The following is an 18,488-nucleotide window of genomic DNA, read 5'->3' as shown; positions in this document are numbered from 1 at the left end:
TCAAATTAAGCATTCATAAACTTCTTAACAACAGATATTTTTTGAATAACCAACCTGTCTAATAGCCAAACAACAATAAGTGACACACCAACTAATGGAAACAAAATACCCAAAGCTATTAATATAATGAGTAATGACTTCTTTTTCTTACTACTCAGGGCTTTTGGTGCACCAAATCCTTTTTTAGGTTTTCGTTTTAACCATAAATAAAAGCCACTAACAGCAACAAATATTATTCCTAAACAAATTAGTAGGCAGCATAATTGATTGATTAGACCAAATTCAGTCCCTTTGTGCAAGGTTATTCCCATGGCTACTATTTTTCCTATTAAACCATAGTCATCATAACGGTAATCAGCTAGAACTGCTCCAGTATACTGGTCAAAATGCATTGTTACTTCATCTTTTGCTTTTGGTGGAAAAGCTGATAATGTATAAACTCCATCTTTTTCATTCGGTATTGATACAGTATAGATTGGACTTAATCCCTCTCGATTAGCGATTGCGATAACTTCATCGATTGATATTGGAATAAAACCTTGAATTTCTGATAAGGGTACATCTAAATTTTCTGCTGCCCAAGGGACATCAGCTATATCTTTTGTTTTGATTGTGGAAATTGGAGCACTTCCTGTCCAGATCGAAGGTGGATAGCCTGAGCCAGAATTAGTAGTTATCACTTGAAAATTACTGCCCCAAAGACCTGACCAAGGTAAACCTGTCATGATTAAAAATAACATCCCTGCTGTAATCCAAAAGGCAGGTACTGCATGTAAATCTCGTCTTAGTACTTTTTTGCCTTTATTTAATCTTGGAAAAAGCACACCCGACAAACTTTTCCTCTTTTTTGGAAGCCATAAATAGAGACCTGTAACAATCAACACGACTCCCCAGCATGCAGCTAATTCTACAATTCTATCACCTAGAGTACCTGCCATTAATTCACCATGAATTTCTTCAATTTTATCCATTATTCTATTTTCATTATTTAACGCTCCAATAGATTCACCTGTATAAGGATCTACAAAGATTGTAAACGACTCATTATTAGAAGTAATGCTTACTTCACTCGAACGTTTAGCATTTTCGCCAGGACGATAGTTTGTCACTACTGCTTCAGGGTAAAGAATCTTTACTTCCTCAATCTGCTTGGATGCTGGCAATTTATCTCCATTTGGCGTAACATCGTAATAGTCTTGATAAAGCACTTGTTCAATTTGTGGCTTAAATAAATAAATCGAACCCGTTACTGCTAGAATTATAAGAAACGGTGCAAAAATAATTCCAGCATAAAAGTGCCATCTCCAAACTGTTTTATAAACAGAGCTGTTCTTCGATCTTGAGGTTGGGTTTTGTATAGTGATTGTTTCCTCAGCTACTTCCATTTATATTAACTCCTTTTTTATCTCAATCTTATAAGGATCATTTCCTCCTTCATATAGTATAGAAATTAATGTGATGGAAAAGGAGAAAACTTTGTGTTATTTTCAGTACAATATCAACAATATTTCTTTTCATAAGAACTGAATGTGAATTTTATTAGCCCTAAAAAAGGTAAAAGGTCTCAAACCAGATCTTAAACTAAATCACCATTTCTGAACCCTATTTTGGCTTTGATAGGTAACATTCTACTACTCTTCTAATAGTTAATCTTTTTAAGAAAGAGCAAATTTATGTATTATCAAGTACTAATTGGCTCTTTTTCCTTTTAAAAAAGACTAATTACTTTAACAATCTAATAAAATCACTCTAAATGATAACTAGTTCCATATTTGGGTCACTACTTTTATCAACGATCCATCTCTTCTACCATTTGCGTTACTTCATAACCGATGCTCCTCAATGAATGGCCATCTTAATTAGTTGTATTTTTCTAGTTACAACATCTTTTAAGAATTCTCACATTCCTATGCCAGCGCTTTTTTGCTGAAGTACGAGAGGATGCTATACTGAATTCAACCATTTTGATACACGTCCCAAAGCTTGGTAAGTTAGATCAAAGGCTTCATTACTAGGTATAAAACCGATATTGCCTCACTTAGTCTTTCTTTAGGTAATAAATTCTACTGTAATAGTCAGTAAGAAGTTCCATACCATTTTGGTTTGTTCACCCAAAAGTGGTCAAGTATCAAGCTGAGAATTACTGCTTGTTGAAATTTCGAAACTAATATAAAATTTATACTAGGGAGTGAATATAATGAGTGAAAATATCTCAGAAATAGATTACAAACAAGTAATTGAATATGCTTTGGAACCATTAATTATTCATTCACAGCTAAAAATATTATATATTAATCGTGCTGCCGAAATTTTTTTTAGGGCTTCAAGAGAAGATATTATTGGAGCAAGTCCATTAGATATTTTTAAGGAGACATCCAAATCAGCTATAGATAAAAGAATACTTTCGGCTTATGAACAGCCGGCAAATATTATTGAAGAAACTATATATAGAATGGATAGCACTACAGTGGATGTAGAATTATACTGTCATCCAGTTTTGATGGGTAATACAAAAGCTATCCAGACATATGTACGAGATATAACAGAAAGAAGATTAACTGAAAAAAGGCAGAAAGAAATAACAATGCAAATAAATGAATTGTCAGCAACATTAGTTCCATTATTGGAAGGGATTGCGGTACTTCCTTTATTAGGATCGATAGATGAGGAAAGAGCAGTACAACTTCTGGATAGTATCCCAGTAAAGGTAAAGGAACAAAAAGTAAAATATCTAATTGTAGATTTCTCTGGTATTTATAATCTAGATTCTATGGTAACTGGATACATTTTTAAAATTAACAATGTATTGTCATTGTTAGGTGTCCTTTCTATCTTTTCAGGTTTAAGGCCCGAATTAGCTCTAGCTGCCATAAACTTGAATATAAATTTTAAATCCACGCCAACTGTGTCAACTGTGAAGGATGCACTCCATTTATTAGGTGTCACTTATAATGAAACAGAAATTAATCAACAGAAAACAAATAAATTCAGTATATGATAGTGAGCAATGCGATAAAAGCATTGCTCTTTTTATTATATAAATTAAACCTGTTCACCTTTCATCTTAATACATCCTTTTAGTGTTAAATGCTACACATAACTTCTGTAATCTATACTTAACATAACTTACAAATCTGGTTTTTAGCTCAAAAACATTTTATTTAAAATTAATTCGATTTAAGATTTTAGCTTTTTGATAGTGAAATACTGATTTAGATAATTCAAAGATGGTTCCGTTCGTTAAACATACTGTATTTTCAATAATTAATGCTGGATCTAGTGGTTCAACATGCAGTAATCTCGCATTTGCTTCACCGATTTTTTCGCAATTGATTACTTTGTCAGCAAAACCAATGGTTAATTTTAAATCCTCAATAAGGTAACTATAAATTGAATTCGATGCAATATCCTCATTTAAATATGGCACAATGTCTTTTTTAAAGTAACTTATTTCAATTGAGAAGGGTTCTTTATCTACAATTCTCAGCCGCTTAATATAATAAAGTTTTGCTCCTACTTCACAACGCAATTGTTTTGCTATTACTTCATCTGCATCTAGTACATGTAATTCAAGAATTTTTGTCTCAATAATTTTAGATGTTAAATCTTTTGTTAATCCTCTAAGACTCCCTAAATTTATATAATCTGTTACGGATTTTTCCCGTAAAAACATTCCACTACCTTGCACCTGATAGACATAGCCACGATTAACAAGCTGATTAATTGCTTTTCGGATCGTATTTCGGCTCACTTTAAAATTATTTATCAGTTCTTCTTCTGTCGGCAACTTTTTCGCTCTATCAAATTTCCCATCCCTAATATCCCGTTCTAAACATTCAGCTATTTCTTTATATTTTACAGCCATATAATCTCCCTATTATTCGTTCAATTATTTACTGCCTCTATTATACACAAAACCTCTTGATTTAAATCAAGAGGTTTTCATTTTGCTTACAGCTCTTCTCCTCTCGTCTCAATAATATGCTTGTACCAATGAAACGATAGCTTTTTCTTTCGGTTTAAATTGTCTTTTTGATCCACGTAAATAAATCCGTATTGCTTTTTATATCCGTTTAACCAACTTAAAAGATCAATGACAGACCATGCATAATACCCTTTTAAGTGAATACCTTCATTGATTGCACGCTTAATCACTTTTAAATGTTCCTCAATATATTTAATACGGGGAACATCTACTATTTCACCTTCAATAATTGGATCTTCATCACCAAGTCCGTTTTCTGTTACATACATTTTAATATCACCATAACGCTCTTTTAACATATGCAGCCCATCTAAAAATCCTTGAGGTGAAATTTCCCAACCCCATTTTGTATATGTTTTATCTTCCATTTTTACGGTCCGATAAAAGCCATCAAAAGACGGGTTGCCTGGAGCTAGAGTAGATGTTTCTCTTGAATGTTCCATGGATGAAACAGCCTCGTTATTTTTTTCTACTCGAATCGGCTGGTAATAATTAAGTCCTATAAAATCATTTTTTCCCGCATTTCTTTTTAAGGTAGCTAGTTCTTCTTCCGTCCAGCTTGGCGTCCAGCCTTTCTCCTTTAATTGCTCGACCACATATGAAGGATATTCTCCTTTTAAAATTGGGTCATAATACCAAAAGGTTTCATATTCATTGGCATGTCGAGCAGCTAATACATTCTCATGACGATCATCTACACTGAAAGCTGGTAAGAAAACATGGGTAATACCAATCTCGCCGTAATGATTCATTTCCTTATATACCTCTACAGCTTTTGCATGTGCATAAAATACGTAATGTGTCGCTTGAAAGTATTTATTCTCATCATTTTGAATACCAGGCGGATGCGCTCCTTTTAAATAGCCTAATCCGCAAAACATAACCGTTTCATTAAATGTAATCCAATGTTTGACGCGGTCTCCGAATGCACGAAAACAAACTTCTGCATACTTAACGAAGGCTTCAGCTGTACGCTTATTCGTCCAACCCCCAACTTCTTCAAGTGTAAAAGGCAAATCCCAATGATACAGCGTTACAAATGGAACAATACCATATTTTAAACATTCATTAATTACATTATTATAAAATTCCAAACCTTTATCATTGACTTCTCCGTCACCTGTTGGCAAAATACGCGCCCATGAAATGGAAAATCGATATGATTCAAGTCCCATTTCAGCCATTAATTTAATATCTTCTTTGTAGCGATGATAATGATCAATGGCTACATCTCCATTTGTTCCCTCATACGTTTTCCCTGGAATCTTTGAAAAGACATCCCAATTTGTTAATCCCTTACCATCTTCATTCCATGCACCCTCTATTTGATAAGAAGCAGAAGCTGCTCCGAATAAAAAATCATGTGGAAATTTCAATTTATACCCTCCGTTCTCAGTTCAAATTATTGAATTTATAACTATATATTATATTTGTAGGTACAAATATTACAGTGATTATATACTTTATTTTTATATTTGACTACATAAACTTAGTAAAATATTAAAACATAGGTACAAAAAATAGTATTTACTTTAATCTGACTAATTAAAACAGAGTGCTAAATACATAAAAGACGTTAATCCTGATGGATCACGTCCTTTTAGTTAATATTGAAAATAAGCTTACTCACCTTTGAATATGGATCAAATAATAATAGAAAAGCCATTAACCTTAAGTTCTCTTTCGATTGCTTGCATTTCTTAACACAACATAGGTCAACAATCCCAAAGGTCCAAACATAAGTGTCAAAAATAATATAATTGATTGGAGTGGTAATGGGATATATCTGTACTCTAAATTTTCTCGGTAAATAGAATGTCCAACGAATAGATCGAAGCAAAGAAGATGGATCCATACCAATAAGGCAAAATTAGGTTCTGACAGCAATCGAATGACTCCAGCTGCAGAGCTAAAATACTGCATAAAACCGAAGCCATTCTTTAAAATAACTGTGATGATCCCGACAATATAGAGGATTGATAAATAGATTGGAAATATTTTTAGTTCTGCAAGTAAACGTGTCACTCTCCATGTAGGAAGAACGATCATCAGTAACCAAACTAATATCCCAATACTTGAAAGTGAAAACAATAGCTCAAACACTAACTCTTCCCCCTTTCCCTAAAGGGATCTAACTTGTTTTGAGAGAGTAGATTTCCTCATCCTTTTTATAAAAAGCCAACCAGCATAAATCGTCGTCCCAAGCCAAATAAACAACAAAATGATCGCAAAGATTGGTAATGCTGTTAATTCAAAAACAGTTTTGCCTAATCCAGTTTGAATACCTATCACAATAATTGATAGTATCCAAGCCATACTGCCATAGTGAATGAGTGATTTTTTTAACTTTTCATTGATTTGTGCTCGTTCCAAAAACCATCCAGGCACAATCAATGTCTGTAAAGCATGAAAGCCAATTCCATGTAATACGATTAGATTTCCTGCATCACCTGTAAATCTATCTTGAAGCAAAATCATCCATACACCAGCAAGATTTGCTACGAAAACAGAGAGTACGGCATAGCGAATCCCCAGGATAAGCAATGGTCGCTCAACAGGAGCTTTTAGCCGAAAAAACTGAATTGGAAGCAACAAGGCAAGTGTCACAAGCACAAGTGAATCAACGCCAAATAGGATACCAGCAATAATATCAAAAACAGATCCTTCACGAGAAAATCGTGGATTTAATCCTCGGAAATTCTGAATCGTCTCGACTGCATAGGCATATAAAGCTGTTATGATAAAAAACCACCGCATCATCTTTCGATTACGCTCTCTAAAATTAGCAAAAGGTAAAATGGCTGCAATGGATAGGACAAAGACACCGATTGCTGCATTAAACGAAAAGGCATCCTTAGCATTACCTTCAGGTAAAATAATTGGACCTTGAAAAAAAAGATAAATTGCAATCCCTGCAGCAAGAATAAAACCTATACTACTAGTTAAGACAAGCCACTTTTCTCCTTCAAATAGCTTAATTGCAGGTTCATGTATCATGACGGCCAGATCTCATAATATTTGACAAGATTTGTCCCTTCTTTCAATTTGAATTTTTATTTATTTATTAATCAATAAATAACGATGCAAAAAAAGAAAGATCAATCACTCCTTCTTTTTCACAAAACCTTTTACTCTACCACATTTTTCCCATTGCATAATTGAGGTAAATTCAATACTTCTGCAACTGTAATCAGCAATCCCGTGCCAATAAAATGTGCTGCTGTTTCTTTTGCTTGACTAATTCCCGCTCTTTCAAATTTCATTGTTAATGATTCAAATATGGTAAGGAACAACTTTCGAACATGTTCACGAATGCCTACATCTGATATAGCATGAGCTTGCATGACCATCAAAACTTCATCACGATGAGTTTGGATTATTTGCGTAAATGCACGCCCCATCGTTTCGATTAATTGATCAGCCGGTGCATTAACTTCGGCAAATGTGTCATATATTCGACTAAAGGCACGATCAATTACAGCTTTGTATAATTCTTCTTTGTTTGCAAAAAAATGAAACACATATGGCTGTGTTACTCCAGAAGCCTTTGCCACCATTGCAGTCGTTGCTTTATAATATCCCTTTTCAGCAAAAACCCCTACTGCATTATCAATAATTTGTTCCTTCTTATCTTCACGGACAGCCACTACTATCATTCCTTTTATTTATCTATTTATTGATTAATAAATAAATCTTGTTAAAAATTGAAATTTTTGTCAAGATTACTTTTTAATATTTCAGGAATATGATTTATGTAGCTTATTTTTTGTATTTCGCCATCCTCTTTCTTGGATAATCCTATTCTGTTTATTACGATTGCATGGACTTCCTCTTTTGGAACCTAAAAACTGTGACAAGCAGCAGCAACAACGGAATGACAACACCAATTAACAGATTTAGAGGTACATAAGTCTGAAATAAGAACTCCTTTAATTCAGCATAGTTTTTTGCAAATAAGATGGCTCCCACACCGATTAACCAGGCAAATGGAATAACTAAAGGATGATAACTCGTTAACTTGAGCGCTTGAGCTGTACCTAAACAAACTCCGTAAAAAAAGATTGAAATGCGAATCATTAAGCCTACCGTCCAAAAAAGAATAGCAATTGCATCAAAACGGTTAATGACTTCTCCTGCAACAATATAACGCACCTCTGAAAAGGTCGGTAAGGTCATTTTAGCTGCTTCGACAGGTCCAAACATTGCAATAGGCCCTGTAATCGGACCGAGAAAGAAGACTAATGTAATGATAGCTGCGACTATGCCTGTTTTTACTAACTTTTTAGGTTGTTGTACATAAGGAAAGATCATTGACATAATAATAAACTCCCCAAACCAGCCCATGACTGACAACGACCCTTTAGCAACCGGAGTAAAACCATTACCTAAAATAGGCAACAAATTTGAATAGTCTTTTTCTTTTCCCATTGTTAAAAAGACAACAGCAATAGCAATAATCACGAGAACAGGTAGCATGACTTGATTTAATCTCCCAAGTGTTTCCAATCCAGAGTAAACAATAAATGTAGTTAGTAGAAGAATAATGGTAACAAACGCCCAAAGAGGGGTATCTACCATAATCTTTTTATAGGCCTCTGCGAATAATCTGGTTGCTAGGATCGTCATAACAAAGAAATAAACAAGATAAAGAATTCCGATGACTTTACCTACCCATGAAAAATGCTGGAACAAAATTTCAATCAAGGTAAGACCGGGAAAACTTTGTAAAAGCTTAACTAAAGCAATAATTCCAATTAAACCCAAAATAGTTCCAATGATACTAGAAACCCATCCATCCTGGCGTGCTTGGCTAATCACAACTGTCAATAGAATTAGATGTCCGACAATTGTTAATGAAGTAACTGCTAACATTCCTGCTTGAATATTACTAATTTTGCCCTTTTCAATCATATATGGTTCCTCCGTTTCAGTTCTATAAGGGGCTTATATTATTCAGCATCTTTGAAATAGATGGATCTGTTAAATTATAGATAGCAAGCACTCCACCTAAAGCCGCAATTAAGAGAATGGTAATCTGAGCGATGAATGTTTTTTTGTCCTTATTCATCAAAACGAAGTAGAGGTGGGCACCTGATGAAGCAAAAATCAGAAAGATAAAAAGAATGCTAATTAAAATATCCATATGTTACCTCGATTCGTTAGCTTTAATAGGATCTTCTTGTAGTCCATACCCTGAGATATTACCCGTAACCTTCACTTGTACCCCCATGTTTTTTAACCCACTGGTTCTCCATTGTTTACTCATTTGATCCCATTTTTTAGGGTTATTACGATAGATTACCTCTCCAAAACCAAAAATATCAGTTTGCCATTGATCCTTTGCCTTCGAAATTGCACTCATTACCTCCTGTTTGACAAGATTTTCAAGTCTTTTATTTAGACGTTCAATCTGACTAGTATCCATTTTAAGATTTAAACATGATACACTTCTAATCTCAGCATTCACATCTAAACTTACAGTCATGCTTACTTTGTCTTTTGATATTTTGGGTATAAGCTTCGAGTTGCTTTTACCAATTCCTAGAGATACGACACCATTATCTTCACCATCACAACTTAACACAACGATTCCTGTATCAACTTCACCCTGGACCCATAATAATCCACGCGTTTCTCTTTCATCTAACCAGCCAGCTAAATTGCCCCCTTTAAAAACAGCAGTACCTTTTATACCAATATCAGATTTCTCATTTTGATTACTCTTTTTCTCTTTATCAGTAGAGGAATTTGGTGATACTTGCTCTACAGGTTGTTCTGTATTATTTACAATACCTATTTCGGTTGTAAAAGGATCAACTGTATTACTTGAAAGTGCCTTCATAAATTGGCTAATATCTCTTCCCATAGCCGTAGGCACATACCGATTTTCATTAATGATATCTCTTATTGTAAAGCCAAGATTTGTTTGTAGTTCTGGTTTAATTTTTACGATATCTGCTGCTAGTCCTTTCGTGACTAGTACATTAATATTTGGCCTGAAGTCGTTTTCTCTTCTAAAATAATCAAGTGATTCTTCCATACTTTTTAAAGCTACATTTTCTCCAAAAATGATGTTATTTACATGTCCAAGATAAATTCTTTTTGAAGTTGAGGAAGAGATTACTCCCATTGCTTCATGAATACTTTTTCCAGTTGCTGTTTTAATAATCGAACTGTTACTCCCAGAACTCTTAGAATCATTGGCACTAGAGGTTGAGGTTGGATCACTTTGATTAGCGATAACCGTGGAAATTACATATTCACCAACTTCATTTTGGTCGATTCCAAGAACATTAATAATCGCTAGGTTATCTATTTCTCGACTACTCCAACACCCTGATAATAGTGGAAGTAGAAACAGCAAAATGAGACAAGTCCTTAATTTTCTTGAGATTATATAATTAGTTTTTATCACCATGATCTCCCTCACTATTTGGATCATTTACGTCATTTTCACCTGCACGAATAGGATTGTTTACACCCAAACCAGGTGGACGAGTTTCCATTGCCCATAATGGTGCACGGATGAAAACATCCTTCCACCCTCTTCTATATGCTGGAGAAACAGGTGTAAAATAAGGAACTCCAAAAGACTTTAAACTAACTAAATGAGTTAATCCAAACATGAGACCAACAATAATTCCCATAAACCCGAATAAACCAGCTAACAAAAGTAAAGGAAGTCCACATAGGCGAATAATTTGGTGAAAAGAATAATTAGGTAAAATAAAGGAAGTTAGTGCAGTAACTGAGACCACGATCGCCATGATTGGTCCGATAATCCCAGCTTGGACAGCAGACTGACTAATTAACACTAAGCCTAAAATAGTTATTGCAGCACTACCGAACGTCTTAGGTATTCTTAAGCCTGCTTCACGAATGAGCTCGAATGTTAAAAGCATAAAAATCGCTTCAACCAAAACCGGATATGGCAACCCTTCACGTAAAGATGCAATTCTGATTAGAAAGGGTGTCTGTAACAAATCTTGATGGAAGGAAGTCATCGCCACAAAGAAAGCTGGAAGAATCAATGTGATAAAAAACCCAAGAAATCTAATCCACCTGACTACTGTCGAGACAAGTGACCCATTATAGAAATCATCACCTGAGTGAAGAAACTCAACAAATAACGCTGGTGCCGTCAATGCATAAGGTGTGCCATCTGTTAGAATGGCAACCCTTCCTTCTAACAGACTTGCGGATACTCGATCAGGTCGCTCTGTACTAAAAAGGGTTGGGAACGGTGAATTCCTAGAATCTTGAATCATCGATTCTAGATATTGACTGTCCAAAACACCATCTATTTGAATCTGCGAAATCCGTTTATGTACTTCTTTAACAATATTTTCATCAGTTATACCCTTAAGGTACAGTAAAGCAATATTTGTTTTTGTTTGCTTACCAACAATTAAATGTTCTACTTTAAGGGAAGGTGTTTTAATTATTTTACGAACTAGCTTTAGGTTCATATTTATATCTTCAACAAATCCAACCTGTGGACCGCGAACGGTTGGTTCATTACTAGGTTCAGAAACAAATCTACCAGTTAAATCATTTGTTTGAAACAACAATGCCTTCTCTAATCCATCAACAAAGAGAACGATCTCACTATCTAATACTTTTTCTACTACATCGTTTATTTCTGTAAGTTTTTCAACACTTCTGAAAGGGAAACGCTGCTCAAAAAAAGCTGTGATTGGATTTTTTGAATCTAAACTAAAATCCTCTCTATTGTAAGTAGAAAAGACCTGCTCAATCTCAACAATCACTTTCTCCTTATTAATTTTATCTAAATGAACGAGGCAAACTTTTATATGATGAATTTCTGTCTCATGAAAAACAATATCCTCACACTTTTCAAATATTTGTTTTAATTGAGAAAGGTTTTTATCAAGAGAAGTAGATAGAGGGACCTTAAGAATAGCTTGTTCAAGTTTATTTTCTTGCACTTTTTACACCTCCATAAAAGTAAGCTTCTCAAAATACCTTGAAAATATTCCTAATAAATAGTTCAATTTAACAGGGTATGAAGCTGTAAACTTACATTTTTTCACTTTATAAAAGGCTGTTTTCGCAAACTTTTTTGCTATTTACCAAGTCATGCGGTGTGGTTGATTGCAGCGAGAGTTGCTCGCTTTCCGCGGGGCGGGCGGTGAGCCTCCTCGGCGTAAACGCCTGCATGAGTCTCACCTGTCCCGCTGCTCTAAGCAGGAGTCTCGCAATCCGTTCCAATCAACCTGAATTAGTTGTTGTTTTAAAAGCAACAATCTTTTAGAAAAGAGCCTTAAAAAAACATCCCCAAGGATGCTATTTTGTTAAGCGATTGAAAATTCCTTCTAATTCAGAATAAGAGATTTCATTTGATGCGTAATCTACAGTAGCACTGACAATTTTATCGAAGCTTTCAAGTGAGGTACTGTTCTCTTTCAAATACTCCTCGTAATTCACTAGATCTTCTTTTTGATTAATTAAATCTGCTTCTTTTCCTTCGTAGTCAGGAGCATTCATTGTTTCAAAATTTTTTTTAACGATATCTACATACTGTTTTAACTCTTCCATTTTCATTTAACTCCTTTTATTTTTAACATTCTCCGCAATAGTTTAGTTTATTATCTTGAAAGAATGAATTACTTATTTTGTTGTCTTTTGATTATTTCGTTTCGTTCTCCTCCATCAGAAAGTTCTTCCGAAAATTCGTGATCAGTTTCTTTTTCAGTTGCAACAATATTAGTTGACTTAATTTCACTTTTAGTCCAGTTGTTTTGTGATGATTCTTTATTCCTTTTTCCCATTAAGGATCATCTCCCTTTTTTCGTTAGTATGTAACAATAAACGATAGGACATTCAATTACTTATATGTAGTCAAAAAAAATGGCAACATTTTTTATTAACTAAGGAATATCACCGTATTTTTATGCAATTAAGATCTGCACCTATTTCTCCTATCCAACAAAAAATGATTTTGATCCGCTTAAACACTTAATTAGCATTTACTTTTCTGCAACAATATAAGCATCATTTATGCCTGCATTTTTCACTTCAGTCAGACTCTTTTCTGCATTTTCTCGACTTGAGAAGGCTCCAGCTTGAACACGATACAATTGGTATAAAGTCAATTATTTTCAATATACGCCTCAAGCCTTAGTTGCAAATAAATCCTGAGTTCATTGTAAGGTCCTCCTTCATTATTTAAAATGAACTTATCGTGATTCCTAAGCACATTCATTTAAAAAATATAGCTTAAGAAAGAAGGTATTTTATTGAAAAAACTATTTGTATTAGGATTTTTTCTTGTCGGTCTTTTTTTACTTATTGTTACAAACACCTCCTGGTTAGCATTTGGGCAGGCGACCAATCAAGCTGAAGTGACAAATAACATTGATTTGATTGAAATTGATGTTTCAGGTGTAAGTACAAAAATTATTCCTGAAAAAAGAAACAACGTAAGAGCTGAGTATAAAGGAAAGGGAAAAGTAACAGTGCAGGAAAATGGTGATTCAATTAAGGTTGAGTTTGAATCAAAAAATTCGTTCAATTTCCTTTCGCTTTTTAATAAAAAGAACTTAACCATTTACATTCCAGAAGATTATGATCGTGATATGGTGATTGATAGTGGTTCAGGGAAGCTTTCCTTTTCTGGAAAATCTATTAATAAGCCTATGCATTTAAAAAACCTTACATTAAATATGAGTTCAGGCCATGTACAATTAAGTAATATTATGACAGATTATTTCGAACAAGATGGCTCTTCAGGCTATGTTGGAATTGATTCTTTTACTACAAAGAAAGGTTCCTTTAACATGAGTTCGGGAAAATTGGATGTAAAGGATTATTCCGGAGAAGTGGATGCACACGTTACATCTGGTCAGCTTTCTCTAAAAATGAACAAATTATCGGACTCTGTTAACGTTGAAGTGAATTCTGGTTTTGCAACACTTGATTTACCAGCCAATGCTGATTTTACGTTAAACGGAAAAATAGGTAGTGGATCAATCTCAACTGATTTTTCACTTATAGATTTTAAAGAAGACAAACATAGGATTGAAGGAAAACACGGTTCTGGTCAGCATGATATTGATTTAGATGTAAATAGTGGGAAAATTAAGGTGAAATAATACTCCCTACACTTAAACAGCATATAGATAATATGCTGTTTTTTTGACTAATAGTTGATATTCACATTATTAGGACAGTAAGGTTAAATAATCAACCTTCACTAAACACCTCCATTTAATTTTCCCAACACTAACTAGGCTTCTTTCATTAAAATTTCCTTTATAACTTCCTTTTATCAGTCACAACAATGCCCAAAAAACATATAAGTATATAAAAAGTGAATTAGGATATTGGTCTACTTAATTTAATACAGTTTTTTTGATAAATACAGGTAAGTGAAATATACCTGCTTTATAAATAAATGTTTAAACCACAGCATTTCAAATAAACTTCCTTATTTTGTGATAAAGGATTATCATTCTGATGGACAGGAGTGCGGGAAATGAAAAAAAGCAATGAATTATTAGATCTTCCCATCATTAGTATTTCCGGAGTTAAACAAATTGGAAAAATCAAAGGGTTGATTATCAATCCTGATAATTTTTCAGTGGATTTTTTAACGGTGGAACAGGAAGATTGGCAAGTCGGTGTAAAAGCAGTACCTTTTAAAAAGATTGTTGGAGTTGGAGAAACTGCTGTGATGGTGGAACAGGACAATTCAGTTATTGACTTAGATGAGATTCCTATTGTTAATCAATTATTAAATAAAAAGATTCATATTATTGGATCACTAGTTCTGACAAGAAAAGGATTTCTATCAGGTCAAGTTTCAGACTTTTATTTTAATGAAGAAAATGGTCAATTAGAGAGTCTACTGATTTTATCTGGTAACAATGAAACGTTTTTACCGATTGAAAATGTTATCTCTTTAGGGAAAGAGCATGTCATTATAAATGATTCCTTACAAGAAATAAACAATCAAATTTCAGAACAGAAGACGAATTTGCAGCAAGTTGCTCCTATGCAAACTGTAGGGGAAACCCAAAGTTTCCCAGATAGAAAGGCAGCTTTAAAAGCCAAGCTAATTGAACTATTAAAAGGAAATTCAATTAAAAAGGATATCTTTAGCAAGTCAGGTGAATTGTTATTTGAAAAAGGCACCATATTATCTGGTGAGGATATTAAAGTTTTACACGATGAAGGAGCTAAAGTATTAATTGAAATTTCTTTGGATTTAAATGAATAAATATGGTTTTAAATATCGTGAACATAAGAAATCCCCTATTGCACTCCTAATAGGAATGGAATAGGGGTTACTCTGTGTTTTTTATTGTTCTACATTAGCTTCATTTATATCACTTTCATATACAATCCAATCCGAACCGTTTATGTGATTGGAAACATCTATGATTTTCTGTAGTACACGGTCAGATTCAGAACCACTTAAAACGGTTGGTTGATAATCATTCCGATTCGAAACTGATGAGATTGAGAATGGTACGATGTTGATTTCTTTTTTGTCTGTGAGATCACCGTTTTTCAAGTGAAAGGTCTGTTGAAATACAAACGTATCCTTATTACTTGGATTTCTATTTCCACCAAACATAAAGTTGCCGAGACTATAAACGATAAATTTCCCTTTATATTCTTCGATTCCTTTTACAACGTGTGGATGATGTCCAAGGATAAGATCTGCTCCGCTGTCTATCGTATATCTAGCCAATGATTTCTGTTCATCATTTGGAACGTACTGTTTTTCAGCTCCCCAGTGATAATGAACCAGAATAATCTCTACACCATTTTCACGTAAAGCCTTTATATCTTGCTCAACATTATTGCGTATTTCAGGGGTATCCCCCCATCCCTCATATCCTAATGCACCTATTTTTACCCCTTTAATCTTTTTTATATATTGATGGTCATATCCAAAATATCCGATATCCTGCTTCTCTAGTGCGGAAATTGTATCATCAAAACCTTTATCTAAGTAATCAAAGATATGATTGTTTGCTAGATTTACAGCTTCTATTCCACCAAGTTCTAAAATTTGTGTATAGGAAGGATCTCCTTTAAAAGTGAATGTCTTATCTGCCTTCTCCGTTGCAGTTGTTAAAGTCGTTTCTAAATTCACAGTCGTTAGGTCATCTTCTATGAAAGTCGTACCCAACCCCTCAACAAAATAGGAAAGACCATTTGTTGTAGCTTCATCTACAAAAGAATCTGTATACTCAAAACGTTCATCGGTTCCAAGTGTAAAATCCCCAGCAGCACTTATTTTTATCTTGGTTTCTGTTACGGGTTCCAGCTTTTTATTCTCATTTGTGCTTTGTTCCTGGTTTTGCTTTTCACTCTCTTTTAAGTTATGTTCCTGATTAATTTCAGTCAGATCAGTAGAAACTTCTTCAACCTTAAATAGGTTATAAATAAATACTCCAAATATGATCAAAAAACTAAAAAGTAAAAAGTGCCTGACAGACTTTTTCAATCGCCTTCGTTTTCTACTAACTCTAGTTCTATTCAAATTGTTTTCATTATGCATTTTTCCCCATTCCCCTTATTTATAGATCATTAAATAGTTTTATACTTTTATAACGAAAAAAGTACTGTATTTGTTACATTATTTGTGAAATTTATGATACAAAAGTTGCGAACGGATATTTACTAGTGAAAATTTTCAGATTGGTATTTATTTTTTGCCGATTCGACATGAAAGCGCTTGTTTTTATATGCTAGAAAAAGTAATATATAACATTGTATAACTAGTATGGGAGGGGTAAACATGCAAGATTTTGTTTTTCATAATAGTACGAAACTTATTTTTGGTAAAGATAAAGAGCAATTAGTTGGTCAAGAGTCAGTTGTATTTAGTAAAAAGCTTCTTTTGCATTATGGCGGTGGCAGTATTAAAAATAGTGGACTCTATGATAGAGTTGTTACGTCATTACGAGAACAAAATATTGAGATTTTTGAATTAGGTGGCGTTAAGCCAAATCCTAGAGTTAGTCTTGTACGAGAGGGTGTCGCACTTTGTAAGGAAAATGACATCGACTTTATCCTTGCTGTTGGAGGAGGAAGTGTGATCGATTCTGCAAAAGCGATTGCTGCTGGTGCTCACTATGATGGTGATGTATGGGATTTCTTTGAAGGGAAAAACACGATAGAAGCTTGTTTGCCGATTGGAGTTGTCTTAACGATTCCTGCAGCTGGAAGTGAATCTAGCTCTGGAACAGTTATAACAAATGAAGATGGATGGTATAAACGAGCAACAGGACATATTACGATGAGACCACAGTTTGCGATCCTAAATCCAGAGCTTACATATACATTACCTGCATATCAAACAGCATGTGGGATTACAGATATGATGGCACATATTTTAGAAAGATATTTTACAAATGAAAAGAACGTTGAAGTAACTGACCGTTTATGTGAAGCGACATTAAAAACGATCATAAATAATGCACACATTGTTATTGAAGATCCAACAAATTATGCGGCAAGAGCTGAGATTATGTGGTCAGGAACAATCGCCCATAATGATTCATTAGGAATTGGAAGAATTGGTGATTGGGCTAGTCATGATATTGAACACGAGCTAAGTGGTATTTATGACATTGCTCACGGAGCCGGATTAGCCACTATCTTCCCAGCATGGATGAAATACGTTTATAAACATGACCTTAACCGATTTGTTCAATTCGCTAACCGAGTATGGGATATTGAAATTGATTTAAATAACCTAGAAAAAACTGCCTTAGCAGGAATCAAAAAAACAGAACAATTCTTCAGCTCAATCGGTATGCCTATCACATTGAAGGAAGCTAATATTGACTCAGATCACTTTGAAGAAATGGCTAAGAAGGGAACTGAGAATAGACCTTTAGGAAACTTTGTTAAGTTAAATGAAGAAGATGTATTGAACATCTATTATTTGGCTAAGTAAGGCGAAAAACCTCGTTTACGTTTGTAGCGAGGATTTTTCATTGATAATTACGTCTAGCAAATACTTGAGCTATCTCAGCATACTCTAAATCGCTAATCTCTAGATCGCGCTTGGTTTAAGGACAAATACGGCAACGACTTTCAATTGGTCGATTCCGAAATCATTGACGATCAAAAATGCAATTTCTATAATTTGATTTTAAATCATGAAGTTTTTGAAGACGGCCAAAAGAAATTGTCTGCAGGAAAATCAGTCATGGGCATGGATTTTGTTTTTAGCTATCAAAATGTAGAAATCTTTGAAGATGGTTCTATTCATGTTGTACATTGATGCCCGGGGCATATTCCGGGTTTATCTTTATCACTCTTTCAACTAAATTAGTATTATGTTGAAAGAGTGGAAATCAAATCTTTTCTAAAGATAAAGGGCGTCCTTTTTAATATGGTACCTATAGAAAGGACACTTATAAAAGAGTGTTTCATCTATAGGTATTTTTTTATATACTTTAATTTCAAGATAATGGGGATTAGGGGACAACATGAGTAAAATAACATTTTCAACTAA

The 18,488-nt window shown here is 34.1% G+C and carries 18 protein-coding genes; 4 read left to right on the top strand and 14 right to left on the bottom strand.

Annotated elements, in window-relative coordinates:
- Positions 1-5: 5 nt before the first annotated feature.
- The gene (locus I7822_RS12345) at positions 6-1,385 is read right to left on the bottom strand and encodes a PepSY-associated TM helix domain-containing protein (RefSeq protein ID WP_207978511.1); all 1,380 of its coding nucleotides are present in this window, start codon (positions 1,383-1,385) and stop codon (positions 6-8) included.
- 812 nt (positions 1,386-2,197) lie between these two features.
- Here I7822_RS12345 and I7822_RS12340 point away from each other — a divergent pair.
- Positions 2,198-2,998 (top strand): PAS domain S-box protein, encoded by an 801-nt coding sequence (locus I7822_RS12340; RefSeq protein WP_207978509.1) that lies wholly within the window; start codon positions 2,198-2,200, stop codon positions 2,996-2,998.
- Positions 2,999-3,157: 159 nt separating this feature from the next.
- On the opposite strand, the gene I7822_RS12335 is transcribed toward I7822_RS12340, so the two are convergent.
- The 12 genes from I7822_RS12335 to I7822_RS12280 form a co-directional block, all read right to left on the bottom strand.
- On the bottom strand, positions 3,158-3,865 hold the full coding sequence (locus I7822_RS12335; RefSeq protein ID WP_207978508.1) for a GntR family transcriptional regulator: 708 nt from the start codon (positions 3,863-3,865) through the stop codon (positions 3,158-3,160).
- 86 nt (positions 3,866-3,951) lie between these two features.
- Entirely contained in the window at positions 3,952-5,361 is a 1,410-nt protein-coding gene (locus I7822_RS12330) for a glycoside hydrolase family 1 protein (RefSeq protein WP_207978507.1), read from the bottom strand.
- Positions 5,362-5,656: 295 nt separating this feature from the next.
- Positions 5,657-6,088: an ABA4-like family protein gene (locus tag I7822_RS12325; RefSeq protein WP_207978506.1), complete on the bottom strand. Its 432-nt coding sequence runs from the start codon at positions 6,086-6,088 to the stop codon at positions 5,657-5,659.
- Between the two features lie 18 nt (positions 6,089-6,106).
- Positions 6,107-6,982, bottom strand: coding sequence for a hypothetical protein (locus I7822_RS12320; protein ID WP_207978505.1), 876 nt, complete (start codon positions 6,980-6,982; stop codon positions 6,107-6,109).
- Positions 6,983-7,113: 131 nt separating this feature from the next.
- Entirely contained in the window at positions 7,114-7,632 is a 519-nt protein-coding gene (locus I7822_RS12315) for a TetR/AcrR family transcriptional regulator (protein ID WP_307847735.1), read from the bottom strand.
- 163 nt (positions 7,633-7,795) lie between these two features.
- Positions 7,796-8,896: a GerAB/ArcD/ProY family transporter gene (locus tag I7822_RS12310; RefSeq protein WP_207978503.1), complete on the bottom strand. Its 1,101-nt coding sequence runs from the start codon at positions 8,894-8,896 to the stop codon at positions 7,796-7,798.
- A 22-nt stretch (positions 8,897-8,918) separates the two neighbouring features.
- Entirely contained in the window at positions 8,919-9,128 is a 210-nt protein-coding gene (locus I7822_RS12305; protein ID WP_207978502.1) for a hypothetical protein, read from the bottom strand.
- Between the two features lie 3 nt (positions 9,129-9,131).
- The gene (locus I7822_RS12300; RefSeq protein WP_207978500.1) at positions 9,132-10,403 is read right to left on the bottom strand and encodes a Ger(x)C family spore germination protein; all 1,272 of its coding nucleotides are present in this window, start codon (positions 10,401-10,403) and stop codon (positions 9,132-9,134) included.
- Positions 10,387-11,934, bottom strand: a complete 1,548-nt coding sequence (locus I7822_RS12295) for a spore germination protein (protein WP_207978499.1) — start codon at positions 11,932-11,934, stop codon at positions 10,387-10,389. Before I7822_RS12295 ends, I7822_RS12300 begins: the two co-directional genes overlap by 17 nt.
- 358 nt (positions 11,935-12,292) lie before the next feature.
- Positions 12,293-12,544, bottom strand: coding sequence for a YnfE family protein (locus I7822_RS12290; RefSeq protein ID WP_207978498.1), 252 nt, complete (start codon positions 12,542-12,544; stop codon positions 12,293-12,295).
- A gap of 68 nt (positions 12,545-12,612) precedes the next feature.
- Complete coding sequence (locus I7822_RS12285) at positions 12,613-12,777, bottom strand: hypothetical protein (protein WP_207978496.1); 165 nt, start codon at positions 12,775-12,777, stop codon at positions 12,613-12,615.
- A 198-nt stretch (positions 12,778-12,975) separates the two neighbouring features.
- Positions 12,976-13,101 (bottom strand): SPOR domain-containing protein, encoded by a 126-nt coding sequence (locus I7822_RS12280; RefSeq protein ID WP_207978495.1) that lies wholly within the window; start codon positions 13,099-13,101, stop codon positions 12,976-12,978.
- A gap of 144 nt (positions 13,102-13,245) precedes the next feature.
- On the opposite strand from I7822_RS12280, the gene liaG reads away from it, so the two are divergent.
- Entirely contained in the window at positions 13,246-14,100 is an 855-nt protein-coding gene (gene liaG / locus I7822_RS12275; RefSeq protein WP_207978493.1) for a LiaG family protein, read from the top strand.
- A 383-nt stretch (positions 14,101-14,483) separates the two neighbouring features.
- Positions 14,484-15,227 carry a PRC-barrel domain-containing protein gene (locus I7822_RS12270; RefSeq protein WP_207978492.1) on the top strand — a complete coding sequence of 248 codons (744 nt, stop codon included), beginning with the start codon at positions 14,484-14,486 and terminating at the stop codon, positions 15,225-15,227.
- Positions 15,228-15,308: 81 nt separating this feature from the next.
- On the opposite strand, the gene I7822_RS12265 is transcribed toward I7822_RS12270, so the two are convergent.
- Positions 15,309-16,520, bottom strand: coding sequence for a CapA family protein (locus I7822_RS12265; RefSeq protein WP_207978490.1), 1,212 nt, complete (start codon positions 16,518-16,520; stop codon positions 15,309-15,311).
- A 240-nt stretch (positions 16,521-16,760) separates the two neighbouring features.
- Between I7822_RS12265 and I7822_RS12260 the strand changes: the two genes are divergently transcribed.
- A complete protein-coding gene (locus tag I7822_RS12260; protein ID WP_207978488.1) occupies positions 16,761-17,924 on the top strand; it encodes an iron-containing alcohol dehydrogenase in 1,164 nt (387 codons plus the stop codon).
- Positions 17,925-18,488: the final 564 nt, after the last annotated feature.

The sequence above is a fragment of the Metabacillus bambusae genome (assembly GCF_017497975.1).
GTDB lineage: Bacteria > Bacillota > Bacilli > Bacillales > Bacillaceae > Metabacillus > Metabacillus bambusae.
The sequence above is the reverse complement of the archived record's forward strand: the minus strand, read 5'-3'. Positions and strand labels throughout refer to the sequence as shown.